Genomic DNA, 20,843 nt, shown 5'->3' on the forward strand with positions numbered 1-20,843 from the left:
ATGATTGTAGAAAATCGTTTGAGCAGGTTACTATTGTTATTGTTTCTGACGTTTATATTCTGCTGTGCGTTCTATTACTTACCCGAACAGATAGCAGGTTATCCAGTGAAACGAATAGACTTATTTGCTGATTTGAGAGAAAAATCGACCATTGCTGCCGTTGATACATTGCAACAGTCGTGGTTGGAAGAAGATACATTGACTGTTGATTCTGTCGCTTTACAGCGTTTGGCACAAGAAAAAGCTGGAATTGATTCCGTAGCTTTAGCATTAAGAGATTCATTATATAAAGCCCTGTATGCTGTGGAAGGAGCTGATTCTACGGGTATTCGAATAGAAGATTATTCGGTTGGCCATATCGGACTGAATCGTTTCTTTACTGCATTACGGAACCGGACATCTTTGAACCGACCAGTCCGGATCGGTTTTATGGGTGATTCGTTTATAGAAGGAGATATTTTAGTAGCAGATTTCCGCTCGTTGATGCAGAAAAGATTTGGCGGACGAGGTGTTGGTTTTGTCCCCATTTCTTCTCCGGCGGCACAATATCGTCCTACTGTGAAGACAACTCCTGCCGGCTGGAAAACTTGGTCTATGTTGACAGATCAGGAACATGCTTATACACTAAGCTGCCTGACATTTGAAGCAGAAGAAGACAAGGCTGCTTTTTCAATAGAAGCAACAGATAAATATCCTGAACTGGATTCGGTTTCTTCCCTGAAATTAATCTATGAGAATAATCTTTCTACTCAGGTCCGTATCTCTATGGAAGGATCTTCTGATTCAATGCTGGTTAATTTGCCGCCAACACAGACGATGGCTCAGTATGAATGGAAAGGGATTATCAATAAAGCAGGATTTAGTTTTTCTCATGCAACTGGATTCAGGGCATTGGGTGTAGCTATGGAAAATGAAGAAGGGGTTGTTGTAGATAACTTTTCCATGCGGGGGAATTCAGGTTTGGTGTTGGAACGATTAGATTCTATCCAATGTCGGGCATTTAATGATATTCGGCCATACGATTTGATTATCTTACAATATGGTTTGAATGTTGCGAACGACAGTGTCATGCAATATGGCTGGTATGGCAAAAGAATGGAAAAAGTCATTCATCATATACGACATTGTTTCCCGACAGCAGATGTGATGTTAATGGGTGTTTCCGACCGTAGTCGCCAAGAGAATGGAACATTTTATACGATGCCTTCGGTATTAGCCCTGTTACATGCCCAAAGGCAGGCGGCGAAAAGAGCAGGAACACCATTCTGGAATACGTATGGAGCCATGGGAGGGAAGAATAGTATGGCCCGTTATGTAGAGAATAATTGGGCAAGTAAAGATTATACGCATCTTGGATTTGGTGGTGGCCGTCAGTTGGCTCGTATCCTCATGGATGCTTTAATGTCTGAAATGGAGTTTTATGAAAATGCAGAACAGAAATAGTCGGATGCGAACAATTGGTATTTTCATAGGAATTGTCTTGACGATGTCTGTTTGGGCACAATCTTTGCTTCGTTCCCCCAAAAAAGTTGAAGCTATTCATGAGACGGGACCGACAGCTGTGGAACTTCCATTACCATTACCGGGAATGTTAGTAGAAGAACGTGATACTTTATTGTTCCCATCAGACAGTGTGCAACCTTTGGAGCGCTTTTTCTCCATGCTTGATTCTTTGAAGGCAAGAAAGGATACGGTACTGACAATTGTTCATCTCGGAGATTCACATATTCAAGCCGGCAAATATAGTGGTAAAGTCATGCGTCTGCTACAAGATGAATTTGGAAATGCCGGTCGGGGCTGGATTGCTCCATTTAAGCTAAGCCGGACAAACGAACCTGATGATTATTTTATTACTTCCTCTGTTCGTGACTGGATTGCCGGGCGTTGTATTCAACGGAAACGGAAGACATCTGTAGGAATGGGCGGAATAGGAGTCAGAAGCATGTCGTCATCTATTAATTTGAATGTACGTATCGCTCCCAATAATGGCGCCGGTTATGCCTTTAATCAAGCGATCTTATATCGACGGTACAATGCCATGCCCATGCTTCCAACAGATGAAAGTAAAAAGATTGCAGAAGCTTCCTTGGCTGATTCGGTTGTATATGCCGGCGTAAAAGCAGATACTTTCCGATTGAGTCGTATGACTGATACGTTGCTACTCCACAGTACCCGACGCAAACAAGGAACAGATTTGTTGTTGCCGGCATCTTCCTTTAATAATACCTATTATGGATTTTCGCTAACGAACGGACAACCGGGGATATTGTATCATTCTATAGGTGTGAATGGAGCTATGTATGTAAATTATACAGATAAGGAATATCTGCAACGGCTTTCGTTGCTTCGCCCCCAACTTTTAATCATCTCTCTTGGAACCAATGAAACTTTCGGCAGGAACTTTTCCGGTCTTGAATTCAGCGAACAAGTCCATCGGTTTCTGTCGCTGGTAAAGGAAGTCATGCCAGAGACTGAGATTATATTAACTACACCGCCGGAATGTTATAAAAGGACTTATGTCAAGAAGAAACGGATTTATGTAAGAAATGAGAATACGGAAAAGGCTGCAGCAGCTTTAAGGCAGATAGCTCAAGAGGAAGGTATAGTTTGTTGGGATTTATTTACAGCAACCGGCGGGAAAAACTCCTGCCGAAAGTGGCAAACTCAGCATTTACTAAGCAAAGACCGGATTCATTTTACGCAGCGAGGCTATCAGGATCAAGGCGTATTATTATATAGAGCGCTGATGAATGCCTATAATGCTCATCTTAGACAAAGAGTAATCAATCAGCCGATGGAGGATAAATTATGAATACATTAGATATGATACAAACGGGATTGTTTGAAGGCTTTTCATGGAGTAAATTGGGTGAATTACTTGTCTATCATCCGGAAGAACCCATGTTGTTCAGTAGTGGATTGTTCTTCTGTCTATTTTGCCTTTTCTCGTTATTTTATGTTGCCTTACGAAAACATACATTGGCAAGAATTATTTATGTCACGTTATTTTCTCTTTATTTTTACTATAAAAGTAGTGGACTGTGGTTTGGCTTACTGATTTTGACAGCTAGTTCAGATTTTCTTATAGCCAGAATCATGATGCGCTTGGATGAAACCTGGAAGAAAAAGTGGATGGTGACATTAAGCCTTTGTGTGAATCTGGGTATGTTGGCTTATTTTAAGTATTTCAACTTTTTATTGGATTTAGGTTCATCCTTCTTGCGTGAATTAGGAGTTTGGTTTCATTATCAACCTTGGGCATCATTGGAGGTTGTTCCTTTGCAGATATTCCTTCCGGTAGGAATATCATTCTTCACTTTTCAAAGCATCAGTTATGTGATTGATGTTTATCGAGGACGTATTCAACCTTTGAATCGATGGATTGATTATTTGTTTTATGTCTCGTTCTTTCCACAATTAGTAGCCGGACCTATTGTCAGAGCACGTGATTTCATTCCACAAATCTATCGGAATCCTATTGTATCAAAGGATGAGTTTGGTGAAGGTATATTCTTAATCCTATGTGGTTTGTTTAAGAAATGCGTGATTTCCGATTATATCAGTCTGAATTTTGTCGATCGCGTCTTTGATGCACCGGCTTTATATACGGGTTTGGAAAATCTGATGGGTGTTTATGGTTATACTTTACAAATCTATTGCGATTTTTCCGGATATTCGGATATGGCAATTGGAATTGCTCTTTTGTTGGGTTTCCGATTTAATATCAACTTTGACTCTCCTTATCAGTCGGCTACGATTACTGAGTTTTGGAGACGATGGCATATATCTTTGTCTAGTTGGTTGAAAGATTATCTGTATATTTCGTTAGGAGGAAACCGAAAGGGGAAAAGACGTACCTATATAAACTTGTTCCTTACAATGCTTTTGGGTGGTTTATGGCATGGTGCTTCCGTACGTTTTATTCTTTGGGGAGCTTTGCATGGAATCGCATTAGCTATCCACAAAGCTGTAATGTCTGCCTTTCCTAGTTTTAAGAAGGTGGGAAGTGAGATGAGTCCTTTTCGCCGTATCGTTGGTGTGCTGATCACATTTCACTTGGTTTGTTTTGGATGGATTTTATTCAGGGCCGATTCGATGCAAAAAGTGGGAGAAATGCTGACTCAAATAGGTACAAACTTTCACCCGGAAGTGTTTGTCCAATTCGTAACTGGTTATAAAGGTGTTTTTGCTTTGATGATTATCGGATATATATTCCACTTCGTTCCGAAAAGAGCAGAAAACTATTTACAAAAGTGGGTAACGGATTCACCTTTGGCAGTTCAGGCTTTCTTGTTGGCTCTTGCAATTTTAGTAGTTGTCCAATTCAAGAGTGCAGGTGTCCAACCTTTTATTTATTTCCAGTTTTAATGTGAATCAAGATCCATGGAAAATCTGTACAGAAATAGTATTCCTCGATTATTAATTATCGTGCCTTGTTATAATGAGGAAGAAGTCTTGCCGGAGACTATCAATCGTTTGGCAGAGCAGATAAATCTTTTAAAACAGCAACAACTAGTATCAGTGGGTAATATTCTATTGGTCGACGATGGAAGTACAGATGGAACATGGCAAATTATCGAATCGCATGCCCAGCAAAAGCGTGAAGTTGCCGGATTAAAGTTAGTTCATAATTCAGGTCATCAGCAGGCTTTATGGGCAGGATTGGAATATGCTGCCGATCGCTCGGACGTTACAATTTCAATAGATGCTGATTTACAAGATGACATTCAGGTTATACCTCAAATGCTTACTTATTATTTGCAAGGAATCGATATTGTATATGGCATCAGAAAAGAGAGAAAAACGGATACTTTCTTGAAACGTTCTTCTGCCCAGTTGTTTTATAAACTGATGAATGGTTTGACTGGGAATGTAATCTATAATCACGCCGATTTCCGTCTGATAAGTAATCGGGCTTTACGGGCTTTGCTTCAGTATCCGGAAAGAAATTTGTTTCTGCGCGGATTGGTCAGTTCTTTAGGTTTTCCATCAGCTATGGTTTATTATGACCGACAGAAAAGACAGGCAGGCAAATCTAAATATCCGTTATGTAAAATGTTGAGTTTTGCGGCTGACGGAATTACTTCTTTTTCTGTACGGCCATTACAAGGAATTGTTCTACTAGGGTTGCTGTTTATTTTAGTTTCTGTGGGTGTTATCATATATGCCATTGTCGTTTATTGGGAAGGTGAAACTATACCTGGTTGGACATCTTTATTAGTTTCTCTTTGGCTAATCGGCGGTTCGATGATGACTGCCATCGGCATTATAGGAGAATATATCGGTAAAATCTATAAGGAAGTGAAAAAACGACCTCGCTATTTAGTGGATAAATCAACGAAATGGAAAGATAATAATGTAGAAGAACGTTCCGATTCAGATTCTTCTTCGGATTTGTAAGTAGAAACCAAAAAAGTCTGGTTTGAGTCGCTATATCCAAACATATTGTCTATATTTGTGGGTGTAAAAATATAAAATACCAAAATTCATGTCGGATAGTGTAGTTATTATACCTACTTACAACGAAAAAGAAAATATTGAGAATATTATCCGGGCCGTATTTGGTTTGGAGAAAGAATTTCATATTCTAATTATTGATGATGGGTCGCCTGATGGAACAGCGTCTATCGTTAAGTCGTTGCAGAAAGAATTTCCCGAGCGTTTGTTCCTTGTAGAACGTCAAGGTAAATTGGGTTTAGGAACAGCTTATATCTGTGGTTTTAAATGGGCCATAGAACATAAATATGACTTCATCTTTGAAATGGATGCCGATTTTAGCCATAATCCGAAAGATTTGCCTCGTTTATATGCTGCATGTACAGAACAAGGAGGCGATGTGGCTATTGGATCTCGTTATTGTAATGGAGTGAATGTGGTTAATTGGCCATTGGGTCGTGTATTGATGTCTTATTTCGCTTCTGTTTATGTCCGCTTTGTTACAGGCATGGATATTCATGATACAACTGCGGGTTTCAAATGTTATCGGAGAAAAGTTCTGGAAACAATTGAATTGGACAGAATTCACTTCAAGGGATATGCTTTCCAGATTGAAATGAAGTTTACAGCCTACAAATGTGGTTTTAAGTTAATTGAAGTTCCAATTATTTTCATTAATCGGGTTTTAGGTACATCCAAGATGAACTCTTCTATTTTCGGAGAAGCATTGTTTGGTGTATTGCAATTAAAATGGTGGAGCTTCTGGCGTAAATATCCTCAGGCGTAATTTATTTATACATGGAAAATTGAGTTTTAAATCTGATAAAGAATTATGAAATTAGAATTTATTTGTTTGGCAGCTTTGGCTTTGGTTAGCTGTTCTGGACAAAAGGCCGATAAGGAACAATCGGCAGCTCCTGTAGCTCAAGAGAATGTTCAAGAAGAAGTAGTAAGAAACCAATTGACAGAACAGGAAAAGGCTGATGGCTGGAAACTGCTCTTCGATGGTAAAACGACCAATGGCTGGAGAGGTGCTCATTTAGCTACTTTCCCGGAGAAAGGCTGGAAGATTGAAGATGGTATTCTTACTGTAGAGGCTTCTGATGGCGGTGAATCTACAAACGGAGGTGATATTGTTACCAACGACGAATACTCAGCGTTCGAGTTGAGTGTTGATTTCAAGATAACCAAAGGTGCAAATAGCGGTATCAAATATTTCGTGACTGAGAATGAAAAGCAACATGGTTCAGCTTTTGGTTTGGAATATCAGATATTGGACGATGCTGTTCATCCAGATGCGAAGTTATATACAACTTATCCAGGCAGCCGTACGTTGGCCAGCTTATATGATTTGAAGAAGAGTGAGAATGGCTCATTCAATGGCGTAGGTGAATGGAATACTGCGGTTGTTAAGGTTTTCCCCAATAACCATGTAGAGCATTGGTTGAATGGAAAGAAGGTTTTGGAGTATGAACGAGGTAGCCAGGAGTTTAAGGAACTGGTAAAAGGCAGTAAGTATGCTGCTCCTGAGTATAATACAAGTGGACCTTTTGGAGAAGCTGCTAAAGGACACATCTTATTGCAGGATCATGGAAATGAGGTTTCATTTTGTAATATAAAAATAAAAGAACTGAAATAATGATATTGCGATAACAGAGTTTATGATATATTGATAATTTTGCAAGTCCGTTTCGGAGGGGTTTGGACTCTGAAACGGATTTTTTAGTTTATTTGAGGATGAATATTGTGGATGTTAGAAGTAAAGTAGGAAAGTGGATACTTATTGGCTTGGTGCTGTGTTGTACCTTTTTCGTAAACAACGAAGCCATTTTTGTAGATATCATGGAATCTCGTAATATGATTACGGCGAGAGAAATGGTTTATGACGGAAATTGGTTGACACCTACAATGAATGGAGAATTACGTTTGGAAAAACCACCGTTACCTACCTGGATTTCTGCGATAGCAGAATATATTTCTTCTGATAATTTAGGCTTACAGCGGGCTATGGCTGGTCTGGCAGCTTTATTGCTTGTGTTTTATTTGTTCCGGTTTGGGAAATTACTGACGCAGGATAAAGTATATTCATGGATAGCTGTCGGTATATTATGTACTTCTTATAACATCATCTTGATGGGACGTACGGCGTCGTGGGATATTTATTGCCATGCTTTTATGCTGATGGCTATTTATTATTTGTTTAAGGCTATGCAAACCGATGGCTGTGATTGGAAATCTTTTATGCTTTCAGGAATAGCGATGGGTTTATCTTTCTTAGGGAAAGGACCGGTTTCCTTTTATGCCTTGTTGCTTCCTTTCTTGTGTGCTTACCTTATTTATTATCGGAAAAGCATGACGGGAAAATGGAATGCTTGTCTGAGCATGCTTATTATTACTATAGTACTCAGCTGCTGGTGGTATGCTTATATTTATATTTATCATCCAGAAATGGCCGAATATGTCTGGAATAAAGAATCTTCTTCTTGGGCAAACAAGAACGTTCGTCCGTGGTATTATTATTGGAAGTTCTTTTTGGAAACCGGAGCTTGGTCGTTGGTAACCATCTTTGCCCTGTTTGTTCCTGTTTGGAAGAAAAGATTGGGAGATAAAACAAAGCCATACCTGTTTTCACTGTTATGGATGTTGTTTGTTGTTTTCTTCCTTTCCCTGGTTCCCGAAAAGAAAACGCGTTATTTGCTTCCTGTTTCCATTCCGGCAGCTCTGACTATGGCTCATTTGTTTTATTATTGGATCAGACAGATGAAAGAGACAGACCGGTTGGGAAGAATATTATATCGGATTAATGGCTATCTGTTGTCTGTCGTGGTACTGGCATTACCCGTTATGCTGTATATTTTTATGTACAAAGAACAAAGGATGACGGGAACTGCATTTATCCTTCTATCATTGGGATTATGGGGAATTGCATCTTGCCTTTTTTATGCAGTCAGATCAGTTCGTCCGGCTTATCTTTTAGGCGGAGTAGTGGGTCTCTTTGTCTTTGCTGAAATATTTCTGATGCCTTATGTTGGAAGTTTTGTTTCCAACGCAGACAAAAAAAGTATTGCGCTTACCCGGGATATAAAAGAAGTCCAGGCATTGCCTTTTTATCATCCGGCAACCGAAGATATACGTATGGAGTTGGTCTATGCGGCTTATAAGAAAATTCAACGACTAGACTTGACTGATTCGACTGCTGTTATGGCTGCTATGCCGTTTGTCTTGGTGCAGAGTATCGAATCAGAAGCAGCGATGCCTGACTGGCTGAAGCGGAACACGATTAGGGAAGAAGTCGATGTTTATGATGATAATCCTTGGCCTAAAGAGCATCGTCGGTATTCTTCTGCTTTTATCAAACGAGTGACAATTATACGAAAGAAATAATATTTGAAATGAATCGTACCAGTAATTATGAATTGACGATTATAGTTCCTGTCTATAATGAAGAGGACAATATGTGTGCATTGGAAGAAAAACTGTCTTCCTATGTCCAGCAGGCTTCTGTGCCTGCTTGTATCCTTTTCGTGAATGATGGATCGACAGACCATAGTTTGGAACGAATGATGCAGATCTGCCATCGGCAGCCTCATTTTTTCTATTGTAGTCTGAAGAAGAACGGCGGATTAAGCGCCGCCATGAAGGCAGGAATTGATCAGGTTGAATCCAAACTATTAGGATATATTGATGCCGACTTGCAGACGGATCCGGAAGATTTTGAGCGTTTGTTGCCTTATGCCCATGAATACGAATTGGTGATGGGTATTCGAGCCAACCGGAAAGATTCTTTCTTTAAGAATTTGCAGTCGAAGATAGCGAATGGTTTCCGTAGGATGATGACTAAAGACAAAGCAACGGATACCGGTTGTCCTCTGAAGATTCTACATACGGATTGTGCCAAACGAATTCCGTTTTTTACGGGAATGCATCGTTTTCTGCCGGCTTTGATCATGTTGCAGAACGGACAGATGAAAGAAGTACCGGTCCGGCATTATCCTCGGGTGGCAGGTGTTTCCAAATATCATTTGTGGAATAGACTGGTTTCTCCTTTTCTGGATTGTTTTGCCTATCGGTGGATGAAAAAGCGGTATATCAACTATCAAATAGGCGACACGAATTTGTCGGATAAATAAGGCATGGTGGGAATCTATTTGATAGGATTGATTGCGCAGGTCTTTTTCTCTGCCCGGATGTTGATCCAATGGATTTTGTCGGAGAAGAAGAAGAAAGTCGTTTCGCCTTCGTTGTATTGGGTGTTCAGTTTGCTGGGGGCTTATTTGCTTTGTATATACGGATGGCTGCGAAATGACTTTTCAATTATCCTGGGGCAGTTTATATCCTTTTATGTCTATATTTGGAACCTGAAGGAAAAAGGGCTTTGGAATAAACTTCCCCGGATTCTGCAGGCTATTCTGGTGATGACTCCAGTGGTGGCAGCTGTCTTTGCGTTGAATGACTTCCATTCGTTTATAGATTCCTTTTTTATGGATGAAGACATTCCGTTATGGCTGATTATCATGGGGTCGATGGGACAGGTGATTTTTACGTTGAGATTTGTTTATCAATGGTATTATTCGAAAAAGTTTGGCGCCTCGGTTTTGCCAGTCAATTTTTGGATTATAAGTCTGGTAGGTTCGTTGACGATCGCCTTATATGGAATTATCCGTTTAGATCCGATTTTGATTCTGGGGCAGTCAACCGGATTTATCGTTTATATCCGTAATATCATGATAGGTAACCGTGAAACTAAAAAAAGATAAAAGAGTATGAGGGTTTTAGTAACAGGTGTGGCAGGTTTTATCGGTTCTTTTTTGGCAGAGAGACTGGTAAAACGTGGAGATGAAGTTGTAGGGTTGGATAATTTGAATGCTTACTATCCGGTATCACTGAAACTGGATCGGTTGAAAAGACTGGGTATAAAAGAGGTGAAAGCATCGGCTTTTGCGACCAGTACGATTTATGCTAACCTGCGCTTTATCCAAATGGATTTGGCGGATCGGGAAGGTATCGCCCAATTATTCGCTGATGAGCAGTTTGACGCCGTTTGTAATTTGGCTGCTCAGGCTGGAGTCAGGTATTCTATTGAGAATCCTGAAGCATATATCCAGTCGAATATTGTCGGATTCTTGCATATATTGGAAGGATGTCGCCAAAATCAGGTAAAGCATTTGGTGTATGCCAGTTCAAGCAGTGTGTATGGCTTGAATAAGCAAATACCGTTTAAGGAAACGGATCAGGTGGATCAGCCGGTTAGTTTGTATGGTGCTACGAAAAAGGCCGACGAACTGATGGCTTTTTCGTATAGTCAGCTGTATGGATTGCCAACCACCGGACTACGTTATTTTACGGTTTATGGGCCTTGGGGCAGACCGGACATGGCTCCGAATCTGTTTTTGAAAGAAATTTTAGGCGAAGGAACAATTCAAGTGTTCAATCATGGTGATTTGCAACGAGATTTTACTTATATTGCAGACGTAATTGACGCGACATTACGAGTGCTTGATTTTCCTTCGGAAGAATCGATTCCGTATAAGATATATAATGTAGGAAATTCTTCTCCCGTTGCGTTGATGGACTTTATTCGGCTGCTTGAATCGTATGCAGGAAAAACCGTCAACAAAGTATTTAAAGAAATGCAGCCTGGAGATGTGAAGTCAACGTATGCTGATACGTCAAAGCTGGAGCATGATGTTCATTATAAACCGAAAACATCGGTAGAGGAAGGAACTCGTATGTTCTATGAGTGGTTTGTGACATATTATAATATTAAATAGAATACGATTATGAATGATTCAGTAATACCATTTGCCCTGTTGTGCTTTACTTCGTTTTTTACGTTGATAAACCCACTGGGAACGATGCCCGTCTTTCTTTCCATGACAACAGGTATGACAGAAAGTGAACGAAAACGAATAATCATGAAGGCAACCTTTGTCGCTTTTCTGATTATGATTTCATTTACTGTCTTCGGACAGTTCCTGTTCCAAGTATTTGGATTATCGACCAATGGATTCCGAATAGCAGGTGGTATTGTGATCATGAAGATCGGATATGATATGTTGCAAGCGCATTATACGCATATAAAATTGAATGAGGATGAAAAGATGCATTTCGCGGATGACATTTCAATAACGCCTTTGGCTATTCCGATGTTGTGCGGACCGGGAGCAATAGCCAACGGAATCGTGTTGATGGAAGACGCTGAAACCTTGCTTAAAAAGGCAATCCTGATCTTTATCATCGCTTTTGTTTTTCTGATAACAGCTCTTATCCTTCGCACGTCTACCAAGTTGGTCCATTTCATGGGCGAAACTGGGAATAATGTGATGATGCGACTTATGGGACTCATTTTGATGGTAATAGCTGTTGAGTGCTTCGTCAGTGGCGCAAAACCTATCTTGATAGATATTTTGCAACAAGCCGCTTGAGATTCTTGATTGATTCTTGCCGTGTCCTTTAGGCAAGAATATTGGCAATAACCCATATAATTTCTCATCCTTTAATTTATACTTAAACAATATGATGGTACAGCGTATGGATTTATTGAAGAGTACTTTGAAGAATTATTCATTACTAATTTAATCTGTTGAAGTTATGGTCTATGGATATATTCGTGTAAGTACAGATAAACAGACGGTCGAGAACCAGCGATTTGAAATCGTTCGTTTTTGTGAGACGCATGATATTAAGATCGACAGTTGGATCGAAGAGATTATTTCTGGTTGCCAAGCTGTGGAGAAGCGGGAGTTGGGCGAACTTTTGTCGAAAATGCAAAAGGGAGATATTATTATCTGTGCCGAACTCTCTCGTTTGGGAAGGAATCTTTTGATGATTATGAGTATTCTGCATCAGTGCATGCTTTCGGATGTACAGGTTTGGACTATCAAAGATAATTATCGCTTGGGAAGCGATATTACGTCGAAGGTCCTGGCTTTTGCTTTCGGATTATCTGCCGAAATCGAACGTAACCTGATCTCGCAACGGACGAAAGAAGCATTGGCACGGAAGAAAGCCGAAGGTGTTTTACTTGGAAGACCGAAGGGAAGCAAATCAAAAGTGAATAAATTGACGGGACGCGAATCGGAAGTGAAGCGCCTGTTGGAAATGAATATGACGAAATCGGCCATCGCCAAGGTTATGGGCGTTCATCGTAGCACGATCTCCAAATATTTGTCGGAAGGGAAGATTGGATAGCAAAGACCGGTAACGGGATTTGATCCTGATTCTTTTCGGATTATCTGTGAGAAAAACTTGGAAAAGAGACGAATCTTTGTTAGTTTTACGTCGGCGAATATATGTTCGCCGACGATGAATATATATTCGCCGGTGGTGATTATATATTCGCCCTGGGCGAACAAAGAAAAAATACTATGAACTGCAATTAAAAGAACTGGCGTATGGCAGAATATATCATGTGTCAGACGGATAGTCTGAATGAAGAAGGGGAACCGATCGTTTACCCGCGTATGAAATTATGCGGCATGTGCGACATGAAGCAATTTGCGGAAAGCATTGAAAATGGTACAACTTTTACAGCAGCCGAGGTAAAAGGTCTTTTGGATACAATCTCTTCCAAGTTGGCTTATTGGATGAGTAACGGTTATTCCGTCAAACTGGATGGAATAGGGGTGTTTACTCCGGCTTTGGGCTTTAAAAAGGAAAAAAGCGTGGAGACGTTGGATAAAGAACGGATGAATGCGCAGAGTTTACAGGTCAAAGGCATAAACTTCAGAGCAGATACACAGTTGGTATCGCGAACAAACAGTGGTTGCCAATTGGAACGTTCGGACAAGAAACCGCGAAGGTCATCCAGTCAGTATACGCCCGAAGAGCGTCTGGCTTTGGCAAAAAACTATTTGGAGGAACATCCCTTCATGCAGGTTGCCGATTATTGCCGGCTGACCGGACTCTGTCGGACGACTGCCAGTTTGGAGCTTCGCCGCTGGCGGGAAGATCCTGATAGTGGTATCGCCATCGCCGGAACAGGAACTCACCGGGTTTATATAAAGAAAGAAGAAGAAAAATAAACCGATCTGTATAAGAATTATTATCTTTGCACGTCCGACGGGCTGACTGCCGGGCTGTGATAAATCAAAATGTCAGATTGTATTTAATAGAATAATATATGTACAGAACAAGAACTTGTGGCAATTTGCGTCTGGCAGACGAAGGCTTGGTGGTAACACTGGCCGGCTGGGTGCAGAAAACCCGTAAGATGGGTGGAATGACGTTCGTTGATCTTCGCGACCGTTATGGTATTACACAGTTGGTATTTAATCAGGAAGTAGATGCCGCTTTATGCGAGCAGGCAAATAAGTTAGGACGTGAATATGTAATCCAGGTAACCGGAACCGTGCGTGAACGTTCGAGCAAGAACCCGCACTTGGCAACGGGAGACATAGAGTTGATCGTATCAAAGCTGGTGGTTTTGAATACAGCTGTAACACCTCCGTTCACAATTGAAGATGAAACCGACGGCGGAGATGATTTGCGTATGAAATATCGCTACTTGGATTTGCGTCGTTCATGTGTGCGCAAGAACTTGGAACTTCGTCACAAGATGGCGTTCGAAGTACGTAGTTATTTGGATAAACAAGGCTTCTTGGAAGTAGAAACACCGGTATTGATCAAATCAACACCGGAAGGTGCACGCGATTTTGTCGTACCTTCTCGTATGAATCCGGGACAGTTCTATGCTTTGCCTCAGTCTCCGCAGACATTCAAGCAATTGTTGATGGTTTCAGGCTTCGACCGTTACTTCCAGATTGTAAAATGTTTCCGTGATGAAGACTTGCGTGCTGACCGTCAGCCGGAATTTACGCAGATCGATTGCGAAATGAGTTTTGTAGAACAGGAAGATGTCATCCAGACATTCGAAGGCATGGCTAAGCATTTGTTCAAGACGATCCGTGGTATTGAAATCAAGGAACCGTTCTTGCGCATGACTTGGCAAGATGCCATGAAATATTATGGTAGCGACAAACCGGATTTGCGTTTTGGTATGAAGTTCGTCGAATTGATGGATATCATGAAGGGATATGGTTTCTCTGTATTTGATGACGCTGCTTATATCGGTGGTATTTGTGCCGAAGGTGCTGCCTCTTATACACGCAAGCAATTGGATGCCTTGACCGAATTTGTAAAACGTCCGCAGGTAGGAGCCAAAGGAATGGTTTATGCCCGTGTAGAAGATAACGGAAATGTGAAGTCGAGTGTCGACAAATTCTATTCACAGGAAGTTTTACAGCAGATGAAAGAGGCATTCAATGCCAAACCGGGTGATTTGATCCTGATTCTTTCTGGTGACGATGCTATGAAGACGCGCAAGCAGTTGTGCGAACTTCGTCTGCATGTAGCCGAACAATTAGGCTTACGCGACAAGAATAAGTTCGCTTGCCTGTGGGTAGTTGATTTCCCGTTGTTCGAATGGAGCGAAGAAGATCAGCGTTTCTATGCAATGCACCATCCGTTTACATCACCGAAGCCGGAAGATATTCCGTTGCTGGATACTGATCCGGGTGCTGTCCGTGCCAATGCCTACGATATGGTAATCAATGGAGTAGAAGTTGGAGGTGGTTCTATCCGTATCCACGATAGTCAGTTGCAGGACAAGATGTTCAAACTGTTGGGCTTTACCGAAGAAAGAGCACAGGAACAGTTTGGTTTCTTGATGAATGCCTTCAAATACGGAGCACCTCCTCACGGTGGTTTGGCTTACGGTTTGGATCGTTGGGTTTCTTTGTTTGCCGGCTTGGATTCAATCCGTGACTGTATTGCTTTCCCGAAGAACAACTCAGGGCGTGATGTTATGATCGATGCTCCATCTGCCATCGATGATACACAGTTAGACGAGTTGTGTCTGAAAGTAGATGTAAAAGAATAATTATAATAGAAATAACGAGCCGTGGAGTATCAAGAATGATAATTCATGGCTCGTATTTTATATATAGGCAGGAAATATGATAAGGATAAAAGATATTCTGAAAGAGATAGAAGCATACGCTCCGCTGCCTTTACAGGAAGGTTTTGATAATGCCGGAGTTCAGGTAGGCGATGTCAATCAGCTGGCTCAAGGTGCACTATTATGTTTGGATGTGACTGAAAAAGTCATTGATGAAGCTCTGGAGTTAGACTGCAACTTGATTATCTCACATCATCCCTTGGCATTTAAGGCGTTTAAGTCGCTGACAGGAAAAAGCTATATCGAACGCTGCCTGATGAAAGCCTGTAAGTATGATTTGGTCATCTATGCTGCCCATACGAATTTGGACAATGCTTATGGGGGCGTTAATTTCAAGTTGGCCGAAATGATCGGACTTCAAAACGTGCGTGTACTCAGTTCCCAGAAAAATGCTTTGTTGAAACTGGTCACCTTCGTACCTGAAGCTTATGCCGATTTGGTACGTACGGCCTTGTTTAATGCCGGAGCCGGTCATATCGGAAATTATGATTCTTCCAGCTTTAACTTGCATGGAGAGGGAACTTTCCGGGCGAATGAAGGCTGTCATCCGTTCTGCGGAGAGATAGGAGAGTTGCATACCGAACCCGAAGTGCGTATCGAAACCGTTCTTCCTGCATTCCGTAAGGCAAGTGTTTTGCGGGCTCTTTTATCCGTTCATCCTTATGAAGAACCAGCTTATGATTTCTATCCGTTGGCTAACACATGGGATCAGGTTGGCTCCGGAGTTGTTGGTGAATTACCTGAAGAAGAAGACGAGCTTTCTTTCCTTCAACGGATCAAGGATCTGTTTCATGTAGGCTGTGTCAAGCATTCAGCGCTGACCGGAAAACCCATTCGGGAAGTCGCTTTGTGTGGTGGTAGCGGTGCTTTCCTGATAAACGATGCCATTAGCTACGGAGCCGATGTTTTTATTACCGGCGAAGCCAAGTATAATGACTTCTATGATGTAGAAGACCGTATCTTGTTGGCAGTAATAGGACATTATGAATCGGAAGTATGCACAAAAGATATCTTTTATTCGATAATATCGAAAAAAATTCCTACCTTTGCCCTACATTTTTCGAATGTTAATTCAAACCCAGTAAAATATTTATAGAATGGCTACAGATAAACAATCAACTGAAAAAGAATACACGGTAGAAGAAAAACTCTCTTCGTTGTATCAGCTTCAGAAGATTATGACCGAAATTGATAAGATCAGAACTCTTCGTGGTGAATTGCCTTTGGAAGTGCAGGATTTGGAAGATGAGATTGCCGGACTGGAAACTCGTTTGCAGAATTATCAGTTGGATATCAAGAATTATGAAGCTTCCGTTAATGAGCAGAAACATAAAATCAACGAATCAAATGCGTTGATAGAAAAATATAAAGCACAGTTGGATAACGTGCGTAACAACCGTGAGTTTGATAACCTGTCCAAGGAAGTTGAATTCCAGGGTTTGGAAGTTGAATTTGCAGAGAAGAAAATCCGTGAATTTACTGAAGCTATTTCAAATAAGAAGAATGATATTGAAAAGCTGAAGGAAGATTTGGAAGGCCGTAAAGGAGATTTGGTTCAGAAGAAAGAAGAACTGGATCAGATTATTGCTGATACAAAACAGAACGAAGAAGATCTGCGTGCTAAAGCCAAGAAACTGGAAGCTCAGATTGAACCTCGCTTGCTGACAGCCTTTAAGCGTATTCGTAAAGGTGCCCGTAATGGTTTGGCCGTTGTTTACATCCAGCGTGATGCTTGTGGTGGTTGCTTCAATAAGATTCCGCCTCAGAAACAATTGGATATTAAATTACGTAAGAAAATTATCGTTTGCGAATACTGTGGTCGAATCATGATTGATCCGGAATTGGCTGGTGTTGACGAATAATTGACGTAAAGAGGATATAAAAGAACGCTGGAAGATATATTCATTTATTTTCCGGCGTTTTTTATCTAACGAAAAGCTATGTTGTATCAGGTACGTGCATATATAGACAAGCATCGGTTGTTGTTAGCATCAGATAAAGTTCTTGTAGGACTGAGTGGTGGTGCTGATTCAGTTGCCTTGTTGTCCGTATTGGTAAAGCTGGGATATACATGTATTGCGCTGCATTGTAATTTCCATCTGCGAGGCGAAGAATCTGTACGGGATGAAAAGTTCGCTCAGGCTTTTGCTGATAAACTGCATGTACCGTTCTATAAAATTGATTTTAAGACTGAGCAATATGCCCACGAAAACCATCTTTCCATCGAGATGGCAGCCCGGGAACTACGTTATGCCTGGTTTGAAGACATGCGGATTCGTTTGCAAGCCCAGGCAATTGCGGTAGCCCATCATCGGGATGACAGCATAGAAACCTTACTTATGAATTTGGTAAGAGGTAGTGGTATTCGAGGACTGGTTGGTATCCGGCCTAGGAATCAATACGTGATCCGTCCTTTATTGGGCGTTTCCAGAAAAGAGATTCTTGCTTGGCTGGAAGAGCAACAATATACGTATGTGACTGACAGCACAAATCTGTCGGACGCTTATACAAGGAATTTTATCCGGCTGCGTGTATTACCTTTATTGGAAGAAATAAATCCGTCTGTTCGACAGACGTTGTCTCGTACAGCCGATCATTTATCGGCGGCCGAAACCATTTACCTATCCGTTCTGGAGAAAGCCCGTCAGGAACTTTGGATAAAAGATAAGTTATCTATCGAAAAGCTGATGCAGTATCCGTCCCCCGAAACGATTCTATATGAACTGCTTCAGCCATTCGGCTTTTCCCGGCAAGTTGCAAGTGATGTGTTCCGCTCATTAGAGGGAGAATCTGGAAAGGTATTTTATTCGGATTCATATCGTTTAGTGAAGGACCGTGAATATTTACTGCTGTCTAAGCGGGAACAAATATTGCCCATTACTTATACCTATCCTTTAGAAGCGGGGCAATGGCAAGAACCTTTCTCTTTCAGCTTTGAGATGATACAGAAAGATGCTGATTTCGCCTTTCAAGTTTCTAAGGATATAGCCTACTTTGATGCGGATAAATTGGATTCGGTGTTGCAATTGAGACGTTGGACGCAAGGAGATTGGTTTATTCCCTTTGGAATGAAAGGCCGGAAGAAAGTAAGTGATTATTTCTCTGATCATAAATTTACGTTAGAACAAAAGGAAAATGCGTGGTTGTTATGTAGTGGACAATCTGTCATTTGGCTGGTAGGAGAACGTTCAGATAATCGTTTCCGTGTATCAGCCGATACAAAACGGATATTAATTGTGAAAAAGTTTGCCTAAATAAGTGTATTTTCGGGAAAACTTTATATATTTGCAATGTTTTACTCCGCAGATGTGTTGCTAACATTTCAGTTAGTGATTTCATGAGTTCAAATATTCTTATAACTAATAATTGATTTTAAATCCTTTTCTGTATTCCTGTTGTGAGGTGTACAGCAAACTAATGATATTACGATTGCAATATGCAAAAATACAACATCCTTGAATTAAATGAAAAACTTCTTCCCGAGTTACAGACAATTGCGGAAGAGTTGGGTATCAAGAAAGTACGTTCTTTCAAGAAAGAAGAGTTGGTGTACAAAATTCTAGATGAACAAGCGATTTCTTACGCTGGTATTCAAGCCGAAAAAGAAAAAGTAAAAGAGGCCAAGAAAGCTGAACGAAGAGGACGGCCTAAGAAGACTTCAAAAGTAGAAAACAAGACGGCTGAAACCTTGACAGTTGATGAATTATTGGCACAACCAACTGAAATCAAATTGGATGCTCCGGTAGAGGAAAAAGAACCTGATGCAAATAAGCCGGAAAGTAAGAAGAAAAAAGCTCGTACAGATAAAACAGACAAACCAGTTGTAGTGAAAGAAGAAGTAGTTCCTGCCGTGACAGAAACAGAAGAGGTTAAGCCTCAGGTAACGGTAGAAAAGAACAAACCATTATTACCTCCGGTAGTTATGGAAACGTCGGATAATAGTCCTGAAGAAGTGGTGAAAGCAGAGCCACAGGAAATTTCAGCACCGGCTGAAACTCCGGCAAGTACAACTTCAGAAACTCCTGCTTCAGAAGCAGAACCAAAACGACTGGTATTTCGTCATCGGGATGCGAAATCTGTTTTGGATCAAGTATTTCCTTTCCCTTCTTCTCCAAAGAACGAAAGCAAACCTGCTCAGCAACAATCTGCATCTAATAATGAACAACAGAATGCTCAGCAGAATGCAAATCGGAATAAAAACAACCGGCAAAATAATAACAATAACAACAATACAAATAACAATAATAATCCGAATGCCAATAATAATGCTCAACAGGAAAAACCTTTTGAGTTTGATGGTATCTTAACGGGTACAGGTGTATTGGAAATTATGCAGGATGGATATGGCTTCCTGCGTTCTTCGGATTATAATTATCTGACTTCTCCTGATGATATTTATGTTTCTCAGTCACAAATCAAACTCTTTGGTCTGAAGACAGGTGATGTTGTAGAAGGAGCAATTCGTCCGCCGAAGGAAGGCGAAAAGTATTTCCCGCTGGTAAAAGTAGATCGAATAAACGGACGTACACCTGAAGAAGTTCGCGACCGTGTTCCTTTTGATCATCTGACACCGTTGTTCCCGGATGAGAAGTTCATGTTGACTCGTCGTCGTTCTTCTAAAGTATATGATCATACAGCTGTACGAGTGGTTGATTTGTTCTCTCCGATTGGAAAAGGACAACGTGGTTTGATTGTAGCTCCTCCCAAGACAGGTAAGACTGTGTTGCTGAAAGATATTGCTAATGCAATCGCTGCTAATCATCCGGAAGTTTATATGATCATCTTATTAATAGATGAACGTCCTGAGGAAGTTACAGATATGGCTCGTAGCGTTGATGCGGAAGTCATTGCTTCTACTTTCGATGAACCGGCAGAACGCCATGTGAAGATTGCAGAGATCGTATTAAACAAGGCAAAACGTTTGGTAGAATGTGGTCATGATGTTGTGATCTTGTTAGATTCTATTACACGTCTGGCACGTGCTTATAATACTGTTCAGCCGGCTTCTGGTAAAGTTCTTTCCGGAGGTGTGGATGCTAACGCTTTGCAGAAACCGAAACGTTTCTTCGGTGCTGCCCGTAATATTGAGAATGGCGGTAGTTTGACAATTCTGGCAACTGCGTTGATTGAAACAGGTTCAAAGATGGATGAAGTGATCTTTGAAGAGTTCAAGGGAACAGGTAATATGGAACTTCAGTTGGATCGTAAGTTATCTAACAAGCGTATTTATCCGGCTGTTGATATTACTGCTTCAAGTACGCGTCGTGATGATTTATTGCAGAACGAGACAACTCTAAATCGTATGTGGATTCTTCGGAAATATCTGGCCGACATGAATTCAATTGAAGCGATGGAATTTGTTAAGCAAAGAATGGAACAGACTTTGGATAACCAGGAATTCCTGGCTTCTATGAATGGATAATCTATTTTAGTAAATAGCGAAACGCCT

Annotated in this window: 18 protein-coding genes; all 18 read left to right on the forward strand. The window is 40.9% G+C overall.

Annotation, left to right across the window (positions count from 1 at the left end; genetic code table 11):
- Complete coding sequence (locus tag MUN53_RS00170; RefSeq protein ID WP_243322883.1) at positions 1 to 1,443, forward strand: SGNH/GDSL hydrolase family protein; 1,443 nt, start codon at positions 1 to 3, stop codon at positions 1,441 to 1,443.
- The gene (locus MUN53_RS00175; protein ID WP_243322885.1) at positions 1,421 to 2,812 is read left to right on the forward strand and encodes a GDSL-type esterase/lipase family protein; all 1,392 of its coding nucleotides are present in this window, start codon (positions 1,421 to 1,423) and stop codon (positions 2,810 to 2,812) included. Before MUN53_RS00170 ends, MUN53_RS00175 begins: the two co-directional genes overlap by 23 nt.
- Complete coding sequence (locus MUN53_RS00180; RefSeq protein ID WP_243322887.1) at positions 2,809 to 4,368, forward strand: MBOAT family O-acyltransferase; 1,560 nt, start codon at positions 2,809 to 2,811, stop codon at positions 4,366 to 4,368. The genes MUN53_RS00175 and MUN53_RS00180 overlap by 4 nt, the downstream gene beginning before the upstream one ends.
- A gap of 15 nt (positions 4,369 to 4,383) precedes the next feature.
- The gene (locus MUN53_RS00185; RefSeq protein WP_243322888.1) at positions 4,384 to 5,400 is read left to right on the forward strand and encodes a glycosyltransferase family 2 protein; all 1,017 of its coding nucleotides are present in this window, start codon (positions 4,384 to 4,386) and stop codon (positions 5,398 to 5,400) included.
- Between the two features lie 88 nt (positions 5,401 to 5,488).
- Positions 5,489 to 6,223, forward strand: a complete 735-nt coding sequence (locus tag MUN53_RS00190) for a polyprenol monophosphomannose synthase (RefSeq protein ID WP_022457198.1) — start codon at positions 5,489 to 5,491, stop codon at positions 6,221 to 6,223.
- 45 nt (positions 6,224 to 6,268) lie between these two features.
- The gene (locus MUN53_RS00195) at positions 6,269 to 7,075 is read left to right on the forward strand and encodes a 3-keto-disaccharide hydrolase (RefSeq protein ID WP_022457199.1); all 807 of its coding nucleotides are present in this window, start codon (positions 6,269 to 6,271) and stop codon (positions 7,073 to 7,075) included.
- Between the two features lie 98 nt (positions 7,076 to 7,173).
- Positions 7,174 to 8,820 carry an ArnT family glycosyltransferase gene (locus MUN53_RS00200; RefSeq protein ID WP_243322889.1) on the forward strand — a complete coding sequence of 549 codons (1,647 nt, stop codon included), beginning with the start codon at positions 7,174 to 7,176 and terminating at the stop codon, positions 8,818 to 8,820.
- Between the two features lie 8 nt (positions 8,821 to 8,828).
- Positions 8,829 to 9,566, forward strand: coding sequence for a glycosyltransferase family 2 protein (locus tag MUN53_RS00205; protein WP_243322890.1), 738 nt, complete (start codon positions 8,829 to 8,831; stop codon positions 9,564 to 9,566).
- A gap of 3 nt (positions 9,567 to 9,569) precedes the next feature.
- Positions 9,570 to 10,193: a lipid-A-disaccharide synthase N-terminal domain-containing protein gene (locus tag MUN53_RS00210; RefSeq protein ID WP_243322891.1), complete on the forward strand. Its 624-nt coding sequence runs from the start codon at positions 9,570 to 9,572 to the stop codon at positions 10,191 to 10,193.
- Between the two features lie 6 nt (positions 10,194 to 10,199).
- A complete protein-coding gene (locus MUN53_RS00215; protein ID WP_243322892.1) occupies positions 10,200 to 11,207 on the forward strand; it encodes an NAD-dependent epimerase/dehydratase family protein in 1,008 nt (335 codons plus the stop codon).
- A 9-nt stretch (positions 11,208 to 11,216) separates the two neighbouring features.
- Entirely contained in the window at positions 11,217 to 11,861 is a 645-nt protein-coding gene (locus MUN53_RS00220; RefSeq protein WP_022457204.1) for a MarC family protein, read from the forward strand.
- A 166-nt stretch (positions 11,862 to 12,027) separates the two neighbouring features.
- Positions 12,028 to 12,627 carry a master DNA invertase Mpi family serine-type recombinase gene (locus MUN53_RS00225; protein ID WP_022457205.1) on the forward strand — a complete coding sequence of 200 codons (600 nt, stop codon included), beginning with the start codon at positions 12,028 to 12,030 and terminating at the stop codon, positions 12,625 to 12,627.
- Between the two features lie 203 nt (positions 12,628 to 12,830).
- Positions 12,831 to 13,460, forward strand: a complete 630-nt coding sequence (locus tag MUN53_RS00230; protein ID WP_243322893.1) for an HU family DNA-binding protein — start codon at positions 12,831 to 12,833, stop codon at positions 13,458 to 13,460.
- Positions 13,461 to 13,558: 98 nt separating this feature from the next.
- A complete protein-coding gene (gene aspS / locus MUN53_RS00235) occupies positions 13,559 to 15,316 on the forward strand; it encodes an aspartate--tRNA ligase (RefSeq protein ID WP_243322894.1) in 1,758 nt (585 codons plus the stop codon).
- Positions 15,317 to 15,392: 76 nt separating this feature from the next.
- Positions 15,393 to 16,490 (forward strand): Nif3-like dinuclear metal center hexameric protein, encoded by a 1,098-nt coding sequence (locus MUN53_RS00240; protein WP_243322895.1) that lies wholly within the window; start codon positions 15,393 to 15,395, stop codon positions 16,488 to 16,490.
- 1 nt (position 16,491) lies between these two features.
- Entirely contained in the window at positions 16,492 to 17,256 is a 765-nt protein-coding gene (locus MUN53_RS00245; RefSeq protein ID WP_243322896.1) for a zinc ribbon domain-containing protein, read from the forward strand.
- 78 nt (positions 17,257 to 17,334) lie between these two features.
- Entirely contained in the window at positions 17,335 to 18,648 is a 1,314-nt protein-coding gene (gene tilS, locus MUN53_RS00250; RefSeq protein ID WP_243322897.1) for a tRNA lysidine(34) synthetase TilS, read from the forward strand.
- Positions 18,649 to 18,830: 182 nt separating this feature from the next.
- The gene (gene rho, locus MUN53_RS00255) at positions 18,831 to 20,816 is read left to right on the forward strand and encodes a transcription termination factor Rho (RefSeq protein ID WP_243322898.1); all 1,986 of its coding nucleotides are present in this window, start codon (positions 18,831 to 18,833) and stop codon (positions 20,814 to 20,816) included.
- Positions 20,817 to 20,843: the final 27 nt, after the last annotated feature.

Source organism: Parabacteroides faecalis (assembly GCF_022809355.1).
In the GTDB taxonomy this organism is placed as follows: Bacteria; Bacteroidota; Bacteroidia; order Bacteroidales; family Tannerellaceae; genus Parabacteroides; species Parabacteroides faecalis.